15 protein-coding genes and 4 pseudogenes are annotated in these 19417 nt (G+C 71.0%); 7 read left to right on the top strand and 12 right to left on the bottom strand.

The genetic code is table 11. From position 1 onward, the window contains the following. Positions 1 to 424: 424 nt before the first annotated feature. Both ABTZ94_RS04195 and ABTZ94_RS04190 read right to left on the bottom strand, forming a co-directional pair. Positions 425 to 1333 (bottom strand): NAD(P)-dependent oxidoreductase, encoded by a 909-nt coding sequence (locus ABTZ94_RS04195; protein WP_351197285.1) that lies wholly within the window; start codon positions 1331 to 1333, stop codon positions 425 to 427. Positions 1334 to 1387: 54 nt separating this feature from the next. Next, positions 1388 to 2119 (bottom strand): adenosylcobinamide amidohydrolase, encoded by a 732-nt coding sequence (locus tag ABTZ94_RS04190; RefSeq protein WP_502967172.1) that lies wholly within the window; start codon positions 2117 to 2119, stop codon positions 1388 to 1390. A gap of 88 nt (positions 2120 to 2207) precedes the next feature. Here ABTZ94_RS04190 and ABTZ94_RS37740 point away from each other — a divergent pair. Continuing rightward, positions 2208 to 2333, top strand: a pseudogene (locus tag ABTZ94_RS37740) (cytochrome P450); the annotation flags it as partial. Here the strand turns inward: ABTZ94_RS37740 and ABTZ94_RS04185 are convergent. Continuing rightward, a pseudogene (locus tag ABTZ94_RS04185) lies at positions 2327 to 2476 on the bottom strand (cytochrome P450); the annotation flags it as partial. The pseudogenes ABTZ94_RS37740 and ABTZ94_RS04185 overlap by 7 nt on opposite strands. A gap of 209 nt (positions 2477 to 2685) precedes the next feature. Between ABTZ94_RS04185 and ABTZ94_RS04180 the strand changes: the two are divergent. After that, a pseudogene (locus ABTZ94_RS04180) lies at positions 2686 to 3104 on the top strand (PRC-barrel domain-containing protein); the annotation flags it as partial. A 357-nt stretch (positions 3105 to 3461) separates the two neighbouring features. On the opposite strand, the gene ABTZ94_RS04175 reads toward ABTZ94_RS04180, so the two are convergent. From ABTZ94_RS04175 to ABTZ94_RS04160, 4 genes are all read right to left on the bottom strand, one after another. Further along, positions 3462 to 4685, bottom strand: a complete 1224-nt coding sequence (locus tag ABTZ94_RS04175; RefSeq protein ID WP_351197283.1) for a beta-ketoacyl-[acyl-carrier-protein] synthase family protein — start codon at positions 4683 to 4685, stop codon at positions 3462 to 3464. Continuing rightward, entirely contained in the window at positions 4682 to 4960 is a 279-nt protein-coding gene (locus ABTZ94_RS04170) for an acyl carrier protein (RefSeq protein ID WP_351197281.1), read from the bottom strand. The genes ABTZ94_RS04175 and ABTZ94_RS04170 overlap by 4 nt, the downstream gene beginning before the upstream one ends. 260 nt (positions 4961 to 5220) lie before the next feature. Beyond that, positions 5221 to 7086: an acyl-CoA dehydrogenase family protein gene (locus ABTZ94_RS04165; RefSeq protein WP_502967171.1), complete on the bottom strand. Its 1866-nt coding sequence runs from the start codon at positions 7084 to 7086 to the stop codon at positions 5221 to 5223. 13 nt (positions 7087 to 7099) lie between these two features. Continuing rightward, positions 7100 to 8377, bottom strand: coding sequence for a beta-ketoacyl-[acyl-carrier-protein] synthase family protein (locus ABTZ94_RS04160; protein WP_351197279.1), 1278 nt, complete (start codon positions 8375 to 8377; stop codon positions 7100 to 7102). Between the two features lie 198 nt (positions 8378 to 8575). On the opposite strand from ABTZ94_RS04160, the gene ABTZ94_RS04155 reads away from it, so the two are divergent. Next, positions 8576 to 9871 (top strand): coiled-coil domain-containing protein, encoded by a 1296-nt coding sequence (locus ABTZ94_RS04155; protein WP_351197277.1) that lies wholly within the window; start codon positions 8576 to 8578, stop codon positions 9869 to 9871. A 296-nt stretch (positions 9872 to 10167) separates the two neighbouring features. Here the strand turns inward: ABTZ94_RS04155 and ABTZ94_RS04150 are convergent, their stop codons facing one another. After that, the gene (locus tag ABTZ94_RS04150) at positions 10168 to 11100 is read right to left on the bottom strand and encodes a carbohydrate kinase family protein (protein WP_351197275.1); all 933 of its coding nucleotides are present in this window, start codon (positions 11098 to 11100) and stop codon (positions 10168 to 10170) included. A 313-nt stretch (positions 11101 to 11413) separates the two neighbouring features. Beyond that, complete coding sequence (locus tag ABTZ94_RS04145) at positions 11414 to 12301, bottom strand: ABC transporter substrate-binding protein (protein ID WP_351197273.1); 888 nt, start codon at positions 12299 to 12301, stop codon at positions 11414 to 11416. A 185-nt stretch (positions 12302 to 12486) separates the two neighbouring features. Between ABTZ94_RS04145 and ABTZ94_RS04140 the strand changes: the two are divergent. Continuing rightward, a pseudogene (locus tag ABTZ94_RS04140) lies at positions 12487 to 12669 on the top strand (IS200/IS605 family transposase); the annotation flags it as partial. A gap of 173 nt (positions 12670 to 12842) precedes the next feature. Here the strand turns inward: ABTZ94_RS04140 and ABTZ94_RS04135 are convergent. After that, the gene (locus ABTZ94_RS04135) at positions 12843 to 13718 is read right to left on the bottom strand and encodes a LysR family transcriptional regulator (RefSeq protein ID WP_351197271.1); all 876 of its coding nucleotides are present in this window, start codon (positions 13716 to 13718) and stop codon (positions 12843 to 12845) included. An 80-nt stretch (positions 13719 to 13798) separates the two neighbouring features. On the opposite strand from ABTZ94_RS04135, the gene ABTZ94_RS04130 reads away from it, so the two are divergent. Beyond that, positions 13799 to 15064: an MFS transporter gene (locus ABTZ94_RS04130; protein WP_351197269.1), complete on the top strand. Its 1266-nt coding sequence runs from the start codon at positions 13799 to 13801 to the stop codon at positions 15062 to 15064. On the opposite strand, the gene ABTZ94_RS04125 is transcribed toward ABTZ94_RS04130, so the two are convergent. Both ABTZ94_RS04125 and ABTZ94_RS04120 read right to left on the bottom strand, forming a co-directional pair. Further along, the gene (locus ABTZ94_RS04125; protein WP_114242880.1) at positions 15054 to 15371 is read right to left on the bottom strand and encodes a cupin domain-containing protein; all 318 of its coding nucleotides are present in this window, start codon (positions 15369 to 15371) and stop codon (positions 15054 to 15056) included. The genes ABTZ94_RS04130 and ABTZ94_RS04125 overlap by 11 nt on opposite strands. A gap of 291 nt (positions 15372 to 15662) precedes the next feature. Further along, positions 15663 to 16145: a GNAT family N-acetyltransferase gene (locus ABTZ94_RS04120; RefSeq protein WP_351197267.1), complete on the bottom strand. Its 483-nt coding sequence runs from the start codon at positions 16143 to 16145 to the stop codon at positions 15663 to 15665. A 248-nt stretch (positions 16146 to 16393) separates the two neighbouring features. Here ABTZ94_RS04120 and pgm point away from each other — a divergent pair, with 248 nt between their 5' ends. Together pgm and ABTZ94_RS04110 are read left to right on the top strand one after the other, a co-directional pair. Then, entirely contained in the window at positions 16394 to 18034 is a 1641-nt protein-coding gene (gene pgm, locus ABTZ94_RS04115) for a phosphoglucomutase (alpha-D-glucose-1,6-bisphosphate-dependent) (RefSeq protein ID WP_351197265.1), read from the top strand. A 672-nt stretch (positions 18035 to 18706) separates the two neighbouring features. Next, complete coding sequence (locus tag ABTZ94_RS04110) at positions 18707 to 19396, top strand: SH3 domain-containing protein (RefSeq protein ID WP_351197263.1); 690 nt, start codon at positions 18707 to 18709, stop codon at positions 19394 to 19396. Positions 19397 to 19417 lie beyond the last annotated feature (21 nt).

The following is a 19417-nucleotide window of genomic DNA, read 5'->3' as shown; positions in this document are numbered from 1 at the left end:
TTTCACCATCGGAGCCTAACAACCGGACGTGCGCGGAGATCGCCGCAGGGAAGGAGGACGGCCGCCGACTTCCCTTTCGCACCGAGTCGGTTCGGTGACGGCGCAGTAGCTCTCGCGCCGGCGCTTGTGCCCGCGCCACGTCCACGCCGTTCGCAGGTCCACCCGTTGCCGGTCAGGCCTTCGCCCGTCGGGTCAGGACCGTGCACACCGTCGGCGGTTACCCGCGGGCGACTGAGCCGTCCGGGCCTCGGTCCGCAGTCGGGCACCGTCGATTTCGACTCAACTACCGCTGGATATGCGCCGGTCGGCCCCGATACGCCCTCGGCTGTGACAGTCTGAAGACGACCGCCCCACCGGGCTCCCCCGTACCGGTGGGGCGGTTGTGCCGTCCGGTGCGCCCTGCCTGCGCAGATATCGGCGGTGCTCAGTCGCCGCCCTCCTCCTCGGCACGGCCCGCGTAGTAGGTGGCGATCATGTCCTCGCCGCCGTGCCCTGCCGCCTCGGCGCGCGCGAAACGGTCGGCCGACGCGGCAACCAGGTCCAGCCTCACCCCAGACATCTGTGCCGCGTCCAGGATGAGACGGCTGTCCTTGAGCGCGTTGGACACGGAGAAGCTCGGGGTGAGGTCACCGGAGAGGACGGCGGCGGACTTGCCCTGGAGATAGGCGGAGTCCAGCGGGCCGCCCTTCATGACGTCGAGAAACGTCTGGGGGGCGATCTCCAGTCCCTCGGCGAGGTTGAGGCATTCCGCGATGCCGTTGACCATGGTGATCACCCAGGTGTTGACCACGAGCTTCAGCCGCGAGGCCGCTCCCGGGGCCTCGGCGACCCAGATCGTGCGCTGCCCGATCGCGTCCAGCACGGGGTCCACCGTGGCTCGGGCGGTGGAGGGACCGGACACGAAGACCGTCAACGCGCCCTGTTCCGCGGGCTGTTTGGTACCGGAGACCGGTGCATCGAGATAGACAAGGCCCAAGTCCGCCGCTCGCCGGACGAGGTCGGCGGTGGCGTCGATCCCTACGGTCGAGCTCTGGAGCAGGACCTGACCGGCGCGCAGCCCCGGAGTCGCGGCGGCGAGTGCGGTGGTGACGGCGGGGCCGTCGTTGAGCATGGTGAGGATGACATCGGCGCCGCGTACGGCTTCCTCAGCAGTCTCCGTGACCCTGGCACCGTCGGCGGCGAGCGGGGCCGCCTTGGCCTGCGTACGGTTCCAGGCACGGACGTCGAGCCCGGCCCGGAGCAGACTCCGGGCCATGCCGGATCCCATGATTCCGGTGCCGAGGACAGCGACGGTCGGCCGCTGCTGGGTGGCGTCGGCAGCGCTTGAGCTCATGAGAGGACTCCCTTTGTCGCCCGCGCCCCGGTCGGCTCGCGGCGCGGTGGGTTCTCAGGATTGCCGCAGCGCACCTTCGAGGACGGCAGCGTGCACGGCCCTGGCGAGTCGCGCACCCCAGCGGGAACGCGGTCCCGCAAAGGGTTCACCGGGAGCGGGTCCCGGCGAGGGGGCGGCGATGCAGACGGCGTCGGTGGGGGTGCCGGAGCAGTCGAGTCGCGCGTCCAGGAGTGCCTGGACCTTGGCCTCGGTCGCAGTGGCGACCGCGTTGACGAGTGCGGCGTCGGAGAGTGCCACCGGCAGGGTGACGACGATATTGACCGTGCCCGGCCGCGGCGGCCCCTCGGTGCCCTCGGCCGGGGCGGCGGCCCAGCCGCGTACGCCGAGTCCGCAGGTGGCGGTCGCCGTCACCCCCTCGTCGGCCGCGACTGTGTACGCGGTGACATCGGCAGCCGTCATCAGTCCGGCGCCGGGTCCGGTGAGGCGTTCCGCAGCGGCGATCTCGGCGAGATGGCGGTCGGGATCCAGGCGCGGATAGCCGCCGGGCACCTGGGCGTTGAGGATCCAGGCACGCGGGCCGATGCCTCCGCCGAGCACGGCACTGCTGCACACCCGCCACCCCGGACCGAGCCGCCACACCAAATGGTGCAGGTCCAGGCCGTCCTCGTGCCGGGTCAGCAGTTCACCGCGCTGTTCGGGCAGCCGGATGCGTACGGAACGGATGAGGCACCCCCGGTGGCACTGCAGTACGGCGGGACGACGGTCGGCACGTGGCCCGTCGATCATATGCGCCGGGGGCCCTCAGGCCGCGACGGGCGCGGTGCCGGGCCGGAGGCGTACCGGAAGCGTCCCCGTGCTGTTGCCGACGAAGCCCGCGCGGTGGGGCAGCGCGGTCCCGACACCGTGCTGGGACAGCCCGGTCAGCTGCTTCCCGTTCCGCTGTCCGACCCGCGACCTCACCCTCGACGGCACCGTCATACCGCAGTTGATGGGGTTCAGCGTGGTCCCGTGCCCCGCGATGATCACCAGGAGCAGGATGCCGATGAACTCGTGCTGACCGAGCCGGCCGCCACCCTCGTCGCGGGCGGCGATCAGGGCGCTGGTCAAATCGTCGTCCGGCTGCTCCGCCCGGGCCGTGGCCACTCCCCACGCTTCACCCATTTGGCCTAACGCAAGGGCGGCGTGCGCACCGCTGTGGCGGGCGGCCTCCGCCAAAGCGCCCAGCATGCGGCGGCCGGCCTCCACGGGCGGGGAGGTTGCAGCGTCCATCCGGGCGAGGCGCGATGGAAATCGGACGCGCCTCACCTGATGAACCCAGCCACAGGGCGCGCCCTGGCGAGGAGGAATCGGCCATGGGAGCCGCTGACGGTTTCACGGATTCCGGAGAGCTCGACGGCCTGACGGTGTACGACACCGCGGGCGAGAAGATCGGCAGTGTGGGCCGGGTGTATGTCGACGACAACACCGGCCGCCCGGACTGGATCACGGTGAAAACCGGCCTGTTCGGTATGAAGGAAAGCTTCGTGCCTCTTGTCGGCGCCCGTCGAGTGGGCTCCGACCTGCACATCTCGCATCCGAAGCACCGCGTCAAGGAAGCCCCTCGGGTGGACGCGGACGCGCATCTGTCCGTGGCGGAGGAAGAGGAGCTCTACCGCCATTACGGACTTGCCCGAACACCACCGCCGGACGCGGCGGCCGGGTAGGCACGGAAACCACGACGGCGTCCGGGACGGGCACGGCCGGGGCCGATGGTGACGGCGACTGCGACGGACAGCACGAGCAGTGCGATGCCGCAGGCCCACAGGGCTCCGCCGCGCAGCCATACCCCCTTCCCGCTGCGCACGGCTGCTTCGCAGGCCCGCCTCGCGTCCACCGCCGCGGCCCGTTCGGTGTCCGTCACCCCGCGAGCCCGCATGTGCGCAGCCCTGCGGCGACGTCTTCCACACCCTCGACCGTCCCGTCCGTCGCACCACCCGCCTGATGCCCCCGGCTCGCGAGGCCCGGCACGGCACCTCGCCGCGTTGTCGCATCACCCCGAGTGCGTCCAGTACGAGGGGGAGATCCTCCCTCTTGCGATGCACCGCACCGGACGCCGCGAGCTTCCCGGCAAACCCTTCCGGCCACAGCGCTAGAGACGCTGAAGAGCGATCACGGCGTTGTGTCCACCGAAGCCGAAGGAGTGGCTGACGGCGCGCCGGATGGGCCGCCGCAGGGGTTCTTTGGTGACGCAGTTGATGTCGAACTCGGGCGCCGGGGCGTCCAGGTTGGCGATCGGCGGTACGACTCCGCGTTGGAGCGTCAGGACAGTCAGTGCGGCCTCGATCGCTCCGGCCGCCCCCATGCAGTGCCCGAGTACGCCCTTCGGGGCGGTGACGGGCGGCCGGTGCGGGTAGACCCGGCCGATGAGGGCGGCCTCGGTGGCGTCGTTGATCGGTGTCGCCGTGCCGTGTGCGTTGACGTGCTCGACGTCCTCGGCCGCCCAGCCCGCGTCGCGCAGCGCGGCCTCGACCGCGGCCCGGGCGACCGCGCCGGACGGGTGCGGACTGGTGGGGTGATGTGCGTCGGTGGTGGCTCCGGTGCCCGCGAGCAGTGCCCGCGGCGCGGCGCCCCGGGCGGCGGCGTCGTCCGCCCGTTCCAGCACCATGACGGCGGCGCCCTCGCCCATGACCAGCCCGGCACGGTCGGCCGCGAAGGGCCGGCACCGCCTGGCCGGGACGCCGTCCGCCCGGGCCGCGGCTCCGGACCGGGCGAACCCGGCCATGGCGACCGGGTAGACGATCGACTCGGTGGCTCCGGCGATCGCGATGTCGCACTGTCCGGTGACCAGCAGATCGCGGGCGACGGACAGCGCGGTGGCGCCGGACGAGCAGGCGGTGCACGGTGCCAGGCTGGGACCGGTGGCCCGCAGCTGGATGGCGATCTCGGCCGCGGGCATGTTCGGAATGGTGAGCAGGATGCCCGACGGCGAGGTGGCATCCGGTCCGTGCCGGTCGAGCACGACGGCCTGCTCGGTCAGTGCGGCGGAGCCTCCGCTGCTGGTGCCGACGACCACCGCGACCCTGCTGCCCTCCCACTGCGCCGGGTCGAGTCCGGCGTCGGCGACCGCCTCCCGGGCGGCGAGAACGGCGAACTTGACGTACTTCCCCATCCGGAAGGAGGTACGGCCGCCGATCGCGGCGTCCAGATCGATGCCGTCGACCGTACAGGCGAAGTCGATCGCACACCCTTCGAGTGCCGCGACGGTACGCACCGGCGAGACTCCGGCGCACACACCTTTCCAGGTGGACTCGGTGTCGTTGCCGACCGGAGTGATCATTCCCAGGCCGGTCACGGCAATCGCGGGCTTGTTCATCGGGTGTTGCTCATCGGTGCCTCGCCGCCCAACAGCGCCCCGCTGCCGGCTGTCACGTCGATGAACCGCGTGATGTCGGCCAGGGTGGCGTCCTTGGGAAGCTTGTCGAAGTCCCTGTCGCCGTCCATCGCCTCCCTGATGAGGACGGCGAACTCGGCGACGGCGAGGGAGTCCATCTCCAGGCTGTCCATCGTGGAATCCGGGCGGATCTCGGCAACGGGCACCTTGAAGGTGCGTGTCAGAACCTCGGTGATCTCGGGATGAATCGCACTCATGAGCTTCCTCTCCATCATTCTGTACGGCTGCCGGGGACGGCGGGGACACCGTCCCGACGCCGAATCAACTGGGTGACGTGTCTCCAGTTACGCCTTGTGCCGAACCGATTCGCCACCGCACTGCTCCGGCCGCGTGCACCGCCGGGCCAGAACGGCTGCCGTACCCCAGAAGACCAGCAGCACAACGCGGACACCGAGGGCCCCGGCCGCTTCCCGTACCCGGCGCGTCCGCACAGTTGTTCCCGTCCCTGTCACGGCCCTCACCGCTCCCCCGGCGCGGTCGTCCGGTCTCCGTCCGACTGCCAGGCGGCCGCGGGATCGTCGTACGCATCGACGTAATCGGCCCCCGCGATGGGCCAGTCGGCGAACAGTTCCTGCGGCAGCGCGAAGGAGTCGGCGAGGGTGGGCAGATGAGCGGCGACGGCGGTGATCAGCTGTTCCAAGGCGTCCGGCAGCCCCTTGACCTGATCAACCGTCAAATGTCCTGCGGCCAGCAGATCACCGCTGTTCCGGGCGATCCGGTCGAGCGCGAACAGCCGCTGCAGCTCGACCAGCCGCTCACGGGCGGGCCCGTCCTGCAGACCTGCCACCGCGTCCGTGTACGCCTCGGCCGCCTGCCGGTGGGCGTGCGCCTCGACGCCGCGCAGGGCGGGACCGGATGCGGCGTTCCACCGCTCCAGCGGGTCACCGTGCGGTGCGCGGCCCAGCCTTTTTCTGGCCCGGCCGAACCAGATCTCCTCCAGCGCAGCCAGGAGCCTGCCGAGGAACCGGGGGTCGGTGAGGTCACCGGGTTCGCCGCCGGGGGGAGCGCCGTAGGCGGCCGGTTCGGTGACAAAGAGCATTTCCGCAGCCGCCTTGGCGTGGATGGCCAGGTTGTCGCCCTCGGCGGTGATGACTCCTTCCACTCCGGTGATGAGTTCGGTCATGCCGTTGTTCTCCAGGAGCGCCTGGGCACCGCACCGTTCACGGCATTCGACGATCACGGCCCTGGCCTGCCAGGTGATCCATCCCTTGGCCACGGCGACCAGCCGCTCCGCCTCCTCCCGGCCCGAGCCGTCCTCCCGTCCCTCCCAGCGGTCCAAGGCCCTGCGGTGCAGCAGGCTCATCGCGAAGACGGTGGCCATGGCCCGGGCGAGCGGGCCATGGTGGCTGCGATGGGCAATCACCGGTACCTGACGCGATCCGCGGGGGCCGGAGATGTACCGGTGGCCGCCGTAGCGGACGGCGACGGCGAGCGTTGCGCGCGCGGAGCCGACCGCGCAGGCGCTCATGGAGATCTTGCCGGAGGTGACGCGCCCGATCGACGCGAGGAGGCGACGCCTGCGGTTGTCAACGGCACTGCTGAACTCGCCGTCGCCACCGATCCGTCCGTGGTCCCCGCCGAGCAGCGCGTCGCGCCCCACGAAGACCTGGTCGAAGGAGGTCAGGCAGTGGTCCACCGGGCTCCCCATACGTGCGGGAAGTCTGCGGACCCGTACGCCGGGCAGGGCCCGTACGGCATCGGTGAGCGGTACGAGGAAAAGGAAGACGCCGTGATCGCTGCCGTCGACGAGCAGACGCGCGGCCACAAGACCGGTCTTGGGGCCTCCTGCCGGACTGGTGTTGGGCATGAATTTCTGGGCGCCGGCATGAGGTGTGTGCAGCACAAACCCGTCGCGTTCGCGGTCGTAGGCGGCCGTGGTCTCGACGGCCGTCGCGTCGTTGCCGTGCGCCACCTCCGTACAGAGAAAGGTGCCGATGCTGCGCAGCCGGAGGAAGTCCGACAGATCGCGTCGGCTGTCGCCTTCGTGGTCGAGGAGGCTGCCGAGAAAGAGGTTGTAGTGGATGCCCGCCACCGTGGTGAGGGCCGGGTCGACCGGGCCGAGCCATTCGTGCAGGGCCGCGAGGGCGCGGGGGTCGGCGGCGAGCCGGGCGCCGCTGTCGAGCCGGTCGTTGAGGATGCGCAGCCGCTCGTACGCGAGACGCAGGCGTTCGTCCGGAGTGCAGCGGTCCGGGCGGCGGAACGGTTCCGTGCTGATCATCCGCTGCCAGAAACCGTGCTCCCGCCGGAAGTTGTCGCCGAGGAGTACACCGGTGAGAAGGTCCGTGGACCGTTCTGCGGAAGGGCTGTCGATCGTTGCGGTCATGAGACAAGAACGATCAGCCGACGGCGAGGACACCGGGGGCCGTCTTCGGCGGGCCGTCCGCGTCGACGCGCTGGAAGGCGAGCGCGACGTTGTGTCCACCGAAGCCGAAGGAGTGGCTGAGTGCCCGCTCGACGTGCTGCAGGCGGGGCTCCTTGACCACACAGTCGAGGTCGAACCCGTCCGGCAGCGAGTCCAGGTTGGCGATCGGCGGGACGAGGCCGTGCTCCAGGGTCAGTACGGTGGCCACCGCTTCGATCGCCCCGGCCGCTGCGAGGGTATGCCCGAGTACGCCCTTCGGGGCGGTCACCGACGGCCGGTGGGGGAAGAGTCCGGAGATGAGCGCGGTCTCCATCGCGTCGTTCAGGAGGGTCGATGTGCCGTGCGCGTTGATGTGGTCGACCTCATGGGCCGCCCACCCCGCCTCGCACAGCGCCGCCTCCACCGCCCTGCGCGCACCGGCTCCTTCCGGGTCCGGGGCCGTGGGGTGGTGGGCATCGGTACCGGAACCCGCACCGGTCAGCAGGGCGCGCGGCCGCCCCCCGCGGCCGTGCACATCGACTGTCCGCTCCAGCACGAGCACGGCGGCACCCTCACCGATCACGAAACCGTCCCGGTCCGCGGCGAACGGCCGCGATGCCCCCGCCGGATCGCCGGTGCGCAGGGAGAGCGCTCCCATGCCCGCGAAGGCGCTCACCACCAGCGGAGTCAGTACGGACTCCGCGCCGCCTGCCACCACCACATCGCACCGGCCGCTCGTCAGCAGATCACGGGCCACGGCGATCGCGGTCGCCCCGGAGGCGCAGGCCGTGGCAGGTGCCAGGCTGGGGCCGTGGGCCCGCAGGGCGATCGCCACCTCCCCGGCGGCGGCGTTGGGCATCATCATCGGGACGAGGAGCGGCGACACCGCCTCCGGTCCGCCGCCATCCAGCTTGCGCAGATTGTCGACGAGCACGGACACCCCGCCCACACCGACGCCGAGCACCACTCCCACCCGGTCGCCCTCCCACCGCTCCGGCGACAGCCCGGCGTCCGCCACCGCCTGGCGGGCGGCGACCAGCGCCATCTTCACGAACCGTGCCATCCGCCACGCCGAGCGTCCGCCGACGGCCTCGTCCAGGTCGATCCCGTCCACCGGACAGGCGAAGTCGACCGGCAGACCGGCCAGTTCGTCACAGCTCCGCGCCACGGACACGCCGGCGCACAGTCCCGCCCAGAAGGTGTGCTCGTCCGCGCCCGCAGCGGTCACCAGACCCACTCCCGTAACCGCAACACCCATGTCGGCCCGCCCCATGTTCCGCCCCCTCCTCCGTAATCGATCATGTCTACCGGTTGTCGAACGGCAGTCGCCCCGGCGAGGATGCGCTCACTGAGCCGAACGGGTCACTGATGGGCCGTGTGGACCGAGCAGCGCCGCGCGCACGGTGGACGCGTTCACCCGTCCGCAGCAGTCCGCCGCGCTGTGTGCACCGGCAGGGCATCCCCTTGGGACATGGAAACGGACGGTAGCCGGTCGGAGTCTCCAAAAGCGCGCACGGAACTGGAGGCGCTGCACGCCAGGGTGGCGGCGCTGGAGGCACAGGCTCCGGCACGGCACCGGCCGCGGGCCCGTTCGTTCTTCGCCGCGCTGCTCATCCTCGTCGCGGCCGTCCTCACGCCGCTGAGCATCGTGTCCACCTGGGCGAAGACCCAGATCGGCGACACGGACAACTATGTGGCGATGATGGCGCCGCTCGCATCCGACCCCGATGTGCAGTCCGCGGTGTCCGATCGCGTCACCGGCGCCGTCATGAAGCACCTCGACGTGAAGGCGCTGCTGGCGGATGTCGCCCCCGCGGACCGGCCGGTTGTCGACAAGGCGCTCTCGAGCCTGAGCGGCCCCCTGACCACGGGTGTTTCGGACTTCGTGCACGGGACCGTGGAGAAGTTCGTCACCAGCGACGCCTTCAAGACGATCTGGACCGACCTCAACCGGACCGCCCAGTCCGCGACGATGAAGGCACTGTCCGGGAGCGGCGGCGGGGCGGTGAAACTCACCCATGACACCGTCACCATCGACCTGGCACCGGTGATCGACCGAGTGAAGCAACGCCTCGTCGACCGGGGGCTGACGATCGCCGCGAAGATCCCGGAAATCCACACCGACTTCACGGTGCTGACCTCCGACTCGGTCGGCAAGGCCAAGAAGTGGTTCCGGGCCCTCCAGATCATCGGTTTCTGGCTGCCGCTGGTCACTCTGGTGCTTGCCGCGGGCGGGGTGCTTCTCGCGGTGCGCCGCCGTCGCGCATTGGTCACGACGGCGCTCGCGGTCGCGGCGGGTGCCGTGGTGCTCGGGCCGGCCGTGTGGCTGGGCCGTGCCTTCTATCTCGACAGTCTCCCGTCCGAGGTGTCGCAGCCGGCGGCCGGTTCCGTGTTCGACGCCCTGTTCGGTTACGTGCGCGCCCTGGTCCGCCTGGTGGTCACGCTCGGCATTGTGGTGGCCCTCGCCGCCTGGCTCACCGGTGACGGCCGCGCCGCCACCCGACTCAAAGCGATGTGGAGCGGCGGCATCGGTGCCGTGCGGGACGCGGCCGGTGTCACCGGCGGCCCGGTCGGCAGGTGGGTGCACCGCGCCAGGCGCTGGCTGAACTGGACGGTGGTCGTGGTGGCCGCCGCGGTCCTGGTGGCGTGGGACCGGCCGACGGGCCTGGTCACCGTGTGGATCGCGCTGTGCGCGCTGTTCGCCCTCGCCGTCATCGAGTTCCTCGACGACGACAGCACGCCGCATCTGGCGGCACCCGGGTCATGAGCGATTCCTCGGGCACGGTCGACAGTCTGCGCAGGGGACGGGCCTGAGTGATCCCGCAATGCGGTGTCACCCGGCAGCCGGTGTCGGTGCACCGGGCCCACGACGGCTGCTACCGGTTCACGGCACCGCGTTCCGCACTGAAAGTCCCGTGGCTTCCTGGGCGTCCGGGTGGCGGCCGAGGACCGGCAGGCAACACCGTCGACTCGGCGCTCCCCCGGGCCATCCCGGTCGGCCGGCCCCACCCCGACGACACGACGGTGCCACCGCCTCGCAAGGGGGCAGTGGCACCGTCGTGTTCAGCCCCGGGCGAGTGCTGCCTTCAGCTCCGCCTCGTCCGGCGGGTTGGCGCCGGCCCGTGCGACGGTCACGACGGCACAGGCCGCGGCGTGACGCAGGACATCGGTCATGGTGTCCCGGTCCAACGAGCGCAGCCGTTCACGGCCGTCCGCGCCGAGCAGCCCGTGCGAGGCGAGGGCGTGCAGGGTGCCGGACATGAAGGCGTCGCCCGCCCCCACCGTGTCGACCACGTCGGTGGGTAGCGCGTCGACCGTCACCTGCCCGTCGGGAAGGACGGCCAGGGCACCGTCGCCTCCCCGGGTGACGAGGACGACGGCCGGGCCCGTGGTGAGCCACCGCTCGGCGACCTGCTCAGGCTCCTGGCCCGGATACAGCCACTGCAGGTCCTCGTCGCTGGCCTTGACCACATCGCTGAGCGCGACGCAGCGCTCGACCTTGCGTACAGCCGCGTCGTGGTCCCCCATCAGCTCGGGCCGCACATTGGGGTCGTAGCTGACGGTCGCGGACGTCCGCAGCGACTCGACGGCGGCGAGGACGGTGGCCGCTCCGGGTTCCATCACCGTCGCGATGGATCCGGTGTGGACATGGTGGGGCGGCCGGTCCAGGGAGACCGGGGCGAGCGTCCAGGTGATCTCGAAGGTGTACGCGGCCTGGCCGCCGCCGTCCAGGGTCACGGCGGCGGACGGGGTGGGCGCCGTGGCACCGTCCGTGCGGACCTCTGCCCCGGCGCCGGCCAGATGGCCCCTGATCAGCCGCCCGTTGTCGTCCGGGCCGAGCTGACTGAGGAGAGTGGCGGCGTGCCCGAGCCGGGCCAGACCGTACGCGACGTTGGCCGGGCTGCCGCCCGGGTGGACCTGGTCGGCCGCACCCGGCAGCCGGACGATGTCGGCGACGCATTCGCCGATGACCAGCAGGTCGAGTCTGTCGAGCATGAGGGGGGGTCTCCTGGAGTGCGGTGACGACAATGTCCTGGTAGGCGGTGCGGCCTCCGAACACATTGAGCCCGATCCTGCCGCATGCATAGCGGGTGTCGGTCACATCGATGTCTGGTCGGCCGCGATGAACACCTCGATCCGCCCGCCCCGGGCCCGGATCCGCAGCGAAAGGGCCACCCCGGTGGGTAGCAGCAAGGTGGCCGGCCTCGCGAACCGGGGCGGCCGGCGCGATCGGAAGCGTCCGTACGGAGCATCGGAACACGCGGCCCGTGCCGCAGGCGGGGGCAGCCACGCCCTGTGGCCGCGTACGTCAAAGTCGGCGGGCGATGGCCTCCAGCGCGTCGGCCACGAGTGTCAGAAACCCCGCATGGGCCTGTGAGCTGCAGACCGGCTCCGGATTCCAGGGCAGCACCTGGGCGATACGCTCGATCGCCGAACACTTCTCGTTCGTCCGGAGTTCGTCAAGGGGCGTGGCGTTGGCCCGGATGTCGGCGAGCACGATGGCGGGGCGCAGCGCCGCGGCATCCGCCCAGCCGACCGTGGACCAGTTCGCGCCGGGCCCCTCGGCCGGTTCCACGAGGTTGACGCCGAGCTCGGCCAGCACACGCAGCTCGGGCCACATGCGGGGGCGGGCGAGGTGCGTCCGGTCCTGGCCGGCCGGGGAAAGGGCGACCACCCTGGACCGGGCCGGTCCGGCGGCAAGCGTGCGCAGCCGGTCCCGGGCGGCTTCCAGGTGCTGTGTCGCCGTCGCGGGTTCCTCGGCGCCGAGTGAGCGTGCCAGCTGCGCGAACCGGTCACCGATCTCCGCGAGCGTACGCGCCTGGCCCACGTCGATGACGACGACCGGGACGTGCTCCTCCAGATGCTTGGCGGTCTCCGGGGCGAGCCCGTAGACATGACCGCCGCCGTAGCTGACAGCCACGACGAGGTCCGGCTCACCGCTCAGCAGGGTGTCCACGTCCAGGGTGCTGCCCGCGCCGAGATAGCCGACCTCGGTCAGCGACAGCGATCCGGTCTTCGCCGCGTCCGGCACGGCTTGGTCGTCGTGATCGGAGCCGAATATTGCGCTCGGGCGTATCCCGTGGTCCCACAGGGTCGCTCCGGCCTGGACATAGGCGAGCACCCGCGTCGGGCGCCGACCGGCTGTCGACAACTGCCCACGATCGTCGGAGAACTGCCACACGGTCTGCTCCCTCACGTCACGCCCCTCGGCACCGGCCGCTTCGCCCCGTTTCCGGGCCGCACACCAGTACCTGCCCAGCCAACCCTCGTGACATCCCCTTCGGTGACCGACCTGTCCGGTACAGATGACGTGAAGACGCCCGCGCGTGGCCGGGGCCGACACCCCGGCACGGATCCCGCCCCGGTCGAGGCCCCGTCGGGGTGCACCATCCGCCGAAAGTCGCCCTGCCGAACCTGATGAACAGCTTCAAGGGCGTCTCCTCGCGCTACCTGCGCGCCGAGTTCACCGGCCGCGTGAACCGGGCCACCCTGCACAGCCGCTTCTGGTCCGGCTCCTACTTCGCCGGAACCCGCGGCGGCGCACCACTCCAAGTGGTCAAGGCCTGCATCGAAAAACCAGAAGCGCCGTGGCCAAGACCCGAGCGTTCCGGAGTGCTGCTGCGACGCTCCGCGCCGCGGGAAGCGGTCCAGGAGGCGTTCACCACCGCGCTCGACCGGTGGCCGGTTGCCGGTTGCCGCCCGCCCCGGCCGGCTGGATGGGGAATGTTCAGCCGTGTTCAGCCGGCGTCGACACCGAGTCCGGTCAGGAACGCCGCAGCGGCCGGGGTGGGGCGGAAGCGGCTCCAGACCAGCCGCTCCGTGCGGGCGGGCGCGTCGCGGACGGGTAGCACGTGCAAGCCGGTCAGTTCCGCCGCGAAGGCGGCCGGAAGCATGGCGATGCCGAGCCCGCTGCGGACCAGCCGGACGATGAAGTCGGTACCGCTGACCTCGAACGCCACCTCGCGGGTGAGCCCCACCGCCGCGAACGCCTCCTCCGACTGTGCCCGGGCCGCGGTGCCGTCGGGGTAGTCGACGAACATCTCTTTCGAGAGCCGTTCCAGACCCACCTCTGCCTGTCCGGCCAGGGAGTGGGTCGGTGCCACGACGGCGACCAGCTCGCCCGTGGCGAGTTCGTGATCGCTCACGCCCTTCGGCCGGTAGCTCGGCAGCACGCCCAGGAACGCCACATCGAGCGCGCCGTCACGCACTTCCTGGACCAGGTCCTTGCTCGCCCCGTCCCGCAGGACGATATGCACCTTCGGGTAGCGGAGGTGGAACGCCCGCAGCGCGGCCGGGATGTCGACCGCGGCAACGGTCGGGATGGCTCCGACCGCGAGGCGGCCGCGGACCTCCCCCGCCGTTGCGGCCACTTCGGCTCGGGCCCGCTCCGCCGCGTCCAGCGCCTGCCTGGCCTCCGGCAGGAACACCGCTCCCGCCGCGGTGAGCCGTACCTGACGGCTGGTTCGTTCGAAGAGCCGGGCCCCCAGCTCCTTCTCCAGCCGCGCAATCTGATGACTCAGCGCGGACTGGACGACCAGACACCTCTTCGCGGCGCGGGTGAAGCTCCCCAGTTCCGCCACCGCGACGACGTACCGCATCTGCTGAAGTTCCATCCATCCATCGTGAACCACGATCGATGGAATGAAAAACATGTGTTGGACTCATGAATGTTGGATCCGCGACGCTGAGGGACATGGCTCATTCCACACCCGGGACCCGTAGCCGGGCCGTCCCGCGCGCTCTCCCCGATTCGCCCGTGCTCGGGCGCGGCCTGGTCCTGCTGATGGCCCTCGCGGCCGGACTCTCGGCTGCCGGTAACTACTTCGCGCAGCCGCTGCTCGACATCATCGAGGTGAATCTGCACATCGGTGTCACCGCGGCGGGGCTGATCGTGACCGCTGCCCAGGCCGGGTACGCGCTGGGCCTGATCCTGCTCGTTCCCCTCGGGGACATCATGGATCGCCGAAGGCTCGCCGTGAGCCTGTTCGCGCTGACCGCCTTCTTTCTCCTGGTGACGGCCGCGGCCCCCACAGGCCCCCTGTTGATCGCCGGGACCCTGCTCACCGCGCTGACCTCCGTCGGGGCTCAGGTCGTGGTGCCGTTCGCGGCGACCCTCGCGGCTCCGGCCGAACGCGGCAGGATCGTCGGCGTCGTCATGTCCGGCGTACTGCTCGGCGGCCTGTTCGGGCGGCTGGCCTCCGGCGCACTGTCCGAGCTCGGCGGCTGGCGGACCGCGTACTGGGTGAACGCGCTGCTCATGGCCGCCATGGCGATACTTCTGCACAACCGGCTCCCCCGGCTGCCCCGGCCGCGCGACGCGGCCCCGATGTCGTACACCGGACTTCTGCGCTCCACCCTGTCCCTGCTTCGGCTGGAACCGCTGCTCCGCCGTCGGGCAGCCATCGGCGCGTTCTCCATGGCTTCGTACAGCGTGCAGCTGACCGCGCTGACGTTTCTGCTGACCCGGCCCCCCTTCCGCTGGGGCGCCGCCGCCATCGGGCTCTTCGGTCTGGTGGGCGTCATCGGTGTGGTGGGCATGAACTTCGCGGCCCGGTTGAGCGACCGGGGCCGGGTGCAGGCGGTCTCGGGAACGGCGGCCGCGCTCCTCACGCTCTCCTGGCTGCCACTGCTGGCCGGCGAGTCCTCCCTGCTGTGGCTGGCGGTCGGGGTGATCTCGCTGAACATCGCCCAGCAGGCGGGGCTCAACAGCAGTCAGAACGTGATCTACACGCTCCGCCCGGAGGCCCGCAACCGGATCAACTCCGGATTCATGACGCTCTTCTTCATGGGCGGGGCAGCCGGAGCCGCGCTCGCTTCGGTGGTCTGGGCGCGGGCGGGCTGGAGCGGCATCTGCCTCCTGGGCGGTTCGCTGGCCGCCGGAAGCCTTGTGCTGTGGGTTCTGGAGCGCGTCCGGATACCCTCCGACGCACGTTCCGAATCCGTCGCCGTCACTCGTTGACGGTCGTCAGCAGCACCACGGCGTCCTCCAGCGCCAGCAGCCCATGCCGCTCCTGCGGGATCGGGTGGAGTCCTCCGGCGCTCAGCTCCACATCGCCGGAGGGCGCCGTGAGGCGCACCCTGCCGCGGAGCACCTGGAGAGAGGCCGCGGCGGGTGCATTGTGCTCATCGAGGGCGGAGCCGGAGGTGAGGGCGATGACGGTCTGGCGCAGGGGTTCCTCATGCAGCAGGCGGTGGGCGCTGCGGCCGTGTGCTGAGGTGCGGGCCGCGGCCAGATGCTCGTCGGCGAGGGCATTCAGATCGTCCATATGCCCACTGTGCCGCAGCCTCCGTCCCCCCGCGAACCTGCCGGAGGTCCACCGCCCGGACTACACCGGTCGCCCCGCCGGCTCCCCCCGCGGTCGGTTCCGCCGCCAGGACGCCGTGCCCTGCGGGATCCTCCGCTCCTCGTCCAGTGGGCCGCTGGTGGCAGAGGGCGCGACGGCAAGATGCGGGCCCTGCGGCTGCGGGCCCCGCTCGTCGTGCGCTGTCAGCCGGCCGGGATCAGAGGCCGCGGGTGTACAGGAGCCGGTTCGGCGAACCCGGACTCAGGCAGGCCATCAGCCGTTCGCGGTCCACCGGTATCTGACGTCCGGTTCCTTCTCCTCGTTGCGGCTGCCGTCGTCGAACTCGACCGCGGTGAAGCCGTACCGCGCGTAGAAGGCCCGGGCGTCGGTGTTGCGCTGGAAGACGTACAGAGTGAGCTCGTCGGGGGCGATCTCGCGCGCCTTGGCCAGGAGCAGCGAGCCGATGCCCCGACGCCGTACATCGGGTCGCAGATACAGGTGTTCCAGCTCCGTTCCGTCGAGGGAGGCGAACCCCAGCAGCTCCCCGGTCCCGGTCTCGGCGATCCACACCGTTGTTCCGGGCAGGACGACATGGGTCATCCAGGCCAGCGTGTCCTCGTCGCTGTGCACCTTCGGCAGGTACGGCATGGCTGTGGCGCGGGAGGCGAGGAAGAGCCTGGTGAGCGGCTCCGCGTCCTCGGCGGCGGCCTCGCGCAGCAGGATGCGGTCGGCCGCTGCGGACTCGTTCGGTGCCATCTTGTCCCTTCCCCTTCGGTCGGAACCCGCCACTTCTCGGACTCTGCGGTGGGCTGCTCGTCGTCGTGGACGAACATATGTCGGGGCCGAGCCACGTCTCCACAGGATTTGGCCTGTTCATCCGGGCCGGCTCTCCGCTCCGCCCCGGTGTGTGTCCACGGCGGGGCAGTGACGGACCGGCGCAGGCCACCCGCGAAAATGACGGAGGGGAAGATCGCACGTACCGACCGATACGGAGGAGTGGGCAGATGCCGCACGAACGAGCTGGACAGCCGGCCCGGCCGGAGGATCTCACCGATGTGGCCCGGCTGGTGACCGCGTATTACACGCTGCACCCGGATCCGGCCGAGCCCGGCCAGCGGGTGGCGTTCGGTACCTCCGGCCATCGGGGTTCGTCCACGGCCACCGCGTTCAACGAGGACCACATCGCGGCCACCAGCCAGGCCATCAGCGAGTACCGGGCGCGTCAGGGCACGAACGGGCCGCTCTTTCTCGGTGCCGACACCCATGCGCTGTCGGAACCGGCCCGGATCACCGCCATCGAGGTGTTCGCCGCCAATGACGTGACCGTGCTCATCGATCCGGCCGACGGCTACACCCCGACCCCGGCGGTGTCGCACGCCATCCTCACCCACAACCGCGGCCGGACCTCGCAGCTCGCCGACGGCGTCGTGGTCACTCCGTCCCACAACCCGCCCGGTGACGGCGGGTTCAAGTACAACCCGCCGAACGGCGGCCCGGCCGGCTCCGAGGCCACCGGCTGGATCCAGGAGCGGGCCAACGAGATCATCGCGGCCGGAATGAAGGACGTACGACGGCTGCCCTACGTCCGCGCACGGGCGGCGTCGACCACCGGGACGTACGACTTCCTCGGCAGCTACGTCGCGGACCTGCCGTCCGTGCTCGACCTGGACGCGATCCGCTCGGCCGAAGTACGCATCGGTGCCGACCCGTTGGGCGGTGCGTCCGTCGCGTACTGGGGCCGTATCGCCGAACAGCACCGGCTCGATCTGACCGTGGTCAATCCCCTGACCGACCCCACCTGGCGGTTCATGACGCTCGACTGGGACGGCAGGATCCGGATGGACTGTTCCTCGCCGTACGCGATGGCCTCGTTGATCGGGCAGCGCGACCGTTTTCAGATCGCGACCGGGAACGACGCCGACGCCGACCGGCACGGCATCGTCACACCCGACACCGGGCTGATGAACCCGAACCACTACCTCGCCGTCGCCATCAACTACCTGTATGCCCACCGCGAGCAGTGGCCGGCCGCAGCAGGCATCGGCAAGACGCTGGTCTCCTCGGGAATGATCGACCGGGTCGCCGCCGACCTCGGCCGCGAGCTGGTCGAAGTGCCGGTCGGCTTCAAGTGGTTCGTGGACGGGCTGGCCGACGGATCGCTCGGGTTCGGCGGTGAGGAGTCGGCCGGGGCGTCCTTCCTGCGCCGTGACGGATCGGTGTGGACGACCGACAAGGACGGCATCATCCTGGCGCTGCTCGCCTCCGAGATCCTCGCGGTGACGGGCAAGTCCCCGTCGGAGCACTATGCGGCGCTCACCGCCCGGTTCGGCGAGCCGGCGTACGCCCGGATCGACGCTCCCGCCGACCGCGAGCAGAAGGCCGTTCTCGCACGGCTCTCCCCCGATCAGGTCACCGCCGACACCCTGGCCGGTGAACCGGTCACGGCCGTGCTGACGGAAGCGCCCGGCAACGGCGCACCGATCGGCGGCATCAAGGTGACCACCGAGAACGCCTGGTTCGCCGCCCGTCCATCGGGCACCGAGGACGTGTACAAGATCTACGCCGAGTCCTTCCTGGGCGCCGACCATCTCGGCCGGGTGCAGGAGGAGGCCAAGGCCGTGGTCTCCGCGGCGCTGGGCGCCTGAGTTCGGCCGGAGCCGCCTCGGGCGTGTGTCGAAAGCAGCGTCGTCCGCCCGCAGGGCGGGGCCGGGGGCGTCCGGTGCGTGCGATCGCAAGGCGGAGGGAGGAGAGCGCAGCGGGCTGCGCCGACGACCGACAACGCAGCGAGATGGGGTCTCCCCTGCTCGAGCGAAAGCCGAGAGCTTGGGGAAGTGCCGGACGCCCCCGGCCGGACGGGACTTTCGAAACACGCCCTCGGGCGGCCCCGGCCGTTCGGCGGGCTCAGCGCACGATGCATTCGGGCCTGGGGCGGGACATGACGCGACGTTCCGCTTCGTGCGGGGCGGCAACGGTCCGAGGCCCGGATCGCGGGACCACCGCCAAGAGAATTTCTTGATTCCGGAGCTGTCGGGTGAACCCGGGCTGAAGCGGGTCGCACCCTTGGCGTCCGTGAGCAGTGGCTGCGGACCGGCTGGGCGGAGGCCGTTCAGCGCGACACGCCGGGCACGTAACAGCGTGTATCGCTAGAATTTGGCCATGGGAGGACGGCCTGCCACGCCGACTGTGCCCGAACGCATTCTCGAAACCGACCCAGGCCCCACAGTGATGAGTCCGAGCCGGATTACCACGTCGGGCGCGGCCCCTCGAACGCCATCGTCATCGGCGATGCACGGGTTTTGTGGTGGAGGCAGGCACCCATGGTGACTCCGGAGTTCCGCCCGACACACGTCGTCCCCCAGGACGGGCTGCCCGCCTGGGAGGGGCCGGACGTGTCCCGCCCCACTGAACCACTCGACCCGCTGCTCCCGGTACAGCTCATCGACCGGCGCGGGGACTGGGGGCAGGTCCTGTGCGCCAACGGCTGGTCGGCCTGGGTCGACGGCCGCCTGCTCGTCTCCGTACCGCACGGGCCACCGTTGGCCGGGCAGTCGCTCGCCGGTACGGCGGACCCCCGCCCCTTGCTGGCCCGGGTCCAGGAGTCGCTGGCCCAGTACCGGCGCGCGGCGGAGGAACTGGCCGACGAGCATATCGACGGGGAGACCTTCCGCCGCCGTACGCAGGGGCTGCGGGTGGGGATGGTGGTGGACGGCGAGTCGGTGTGGCTGTACGACGCGGAGCACGAGCGCTGGGTGTACTGCGACGGAACACGGCTGAGCACCTACGCGGCCTCGGCCGGACCGGGCCGGCCGAGCGGGGCTCCGGCGGACGGCCCGGCGGAGGCGGTCGAAGCGGATCCGACGCAGGTCGTCGCGCCCGAGCAGTTGGCCGGCCCCCGAGCGCCGGAAGAGGACGACGGAGAACCGGCACAGATCGTCCGCCCGGAACAGATGACCCGGGACCAGCCGTCGGAAGAACCGTCGTTCTTCCGTGATCGCGGCGGCGGTTAATCCGTCTGCCGCTGAGCGGTG

The organism is Streptomyces sp. NPDC002785, assembly GCF_040295565.1.
Classification (GTDB): Bacteria; Actinomycetota; Actinomycetes; order Streptomycetales; family Streptomycetaceae; genus Streptomyces.
Note: the sequence above shows the minus strand (reverse complement) of the source record. Positions and strands in the feature narration are given on the sequence as shown.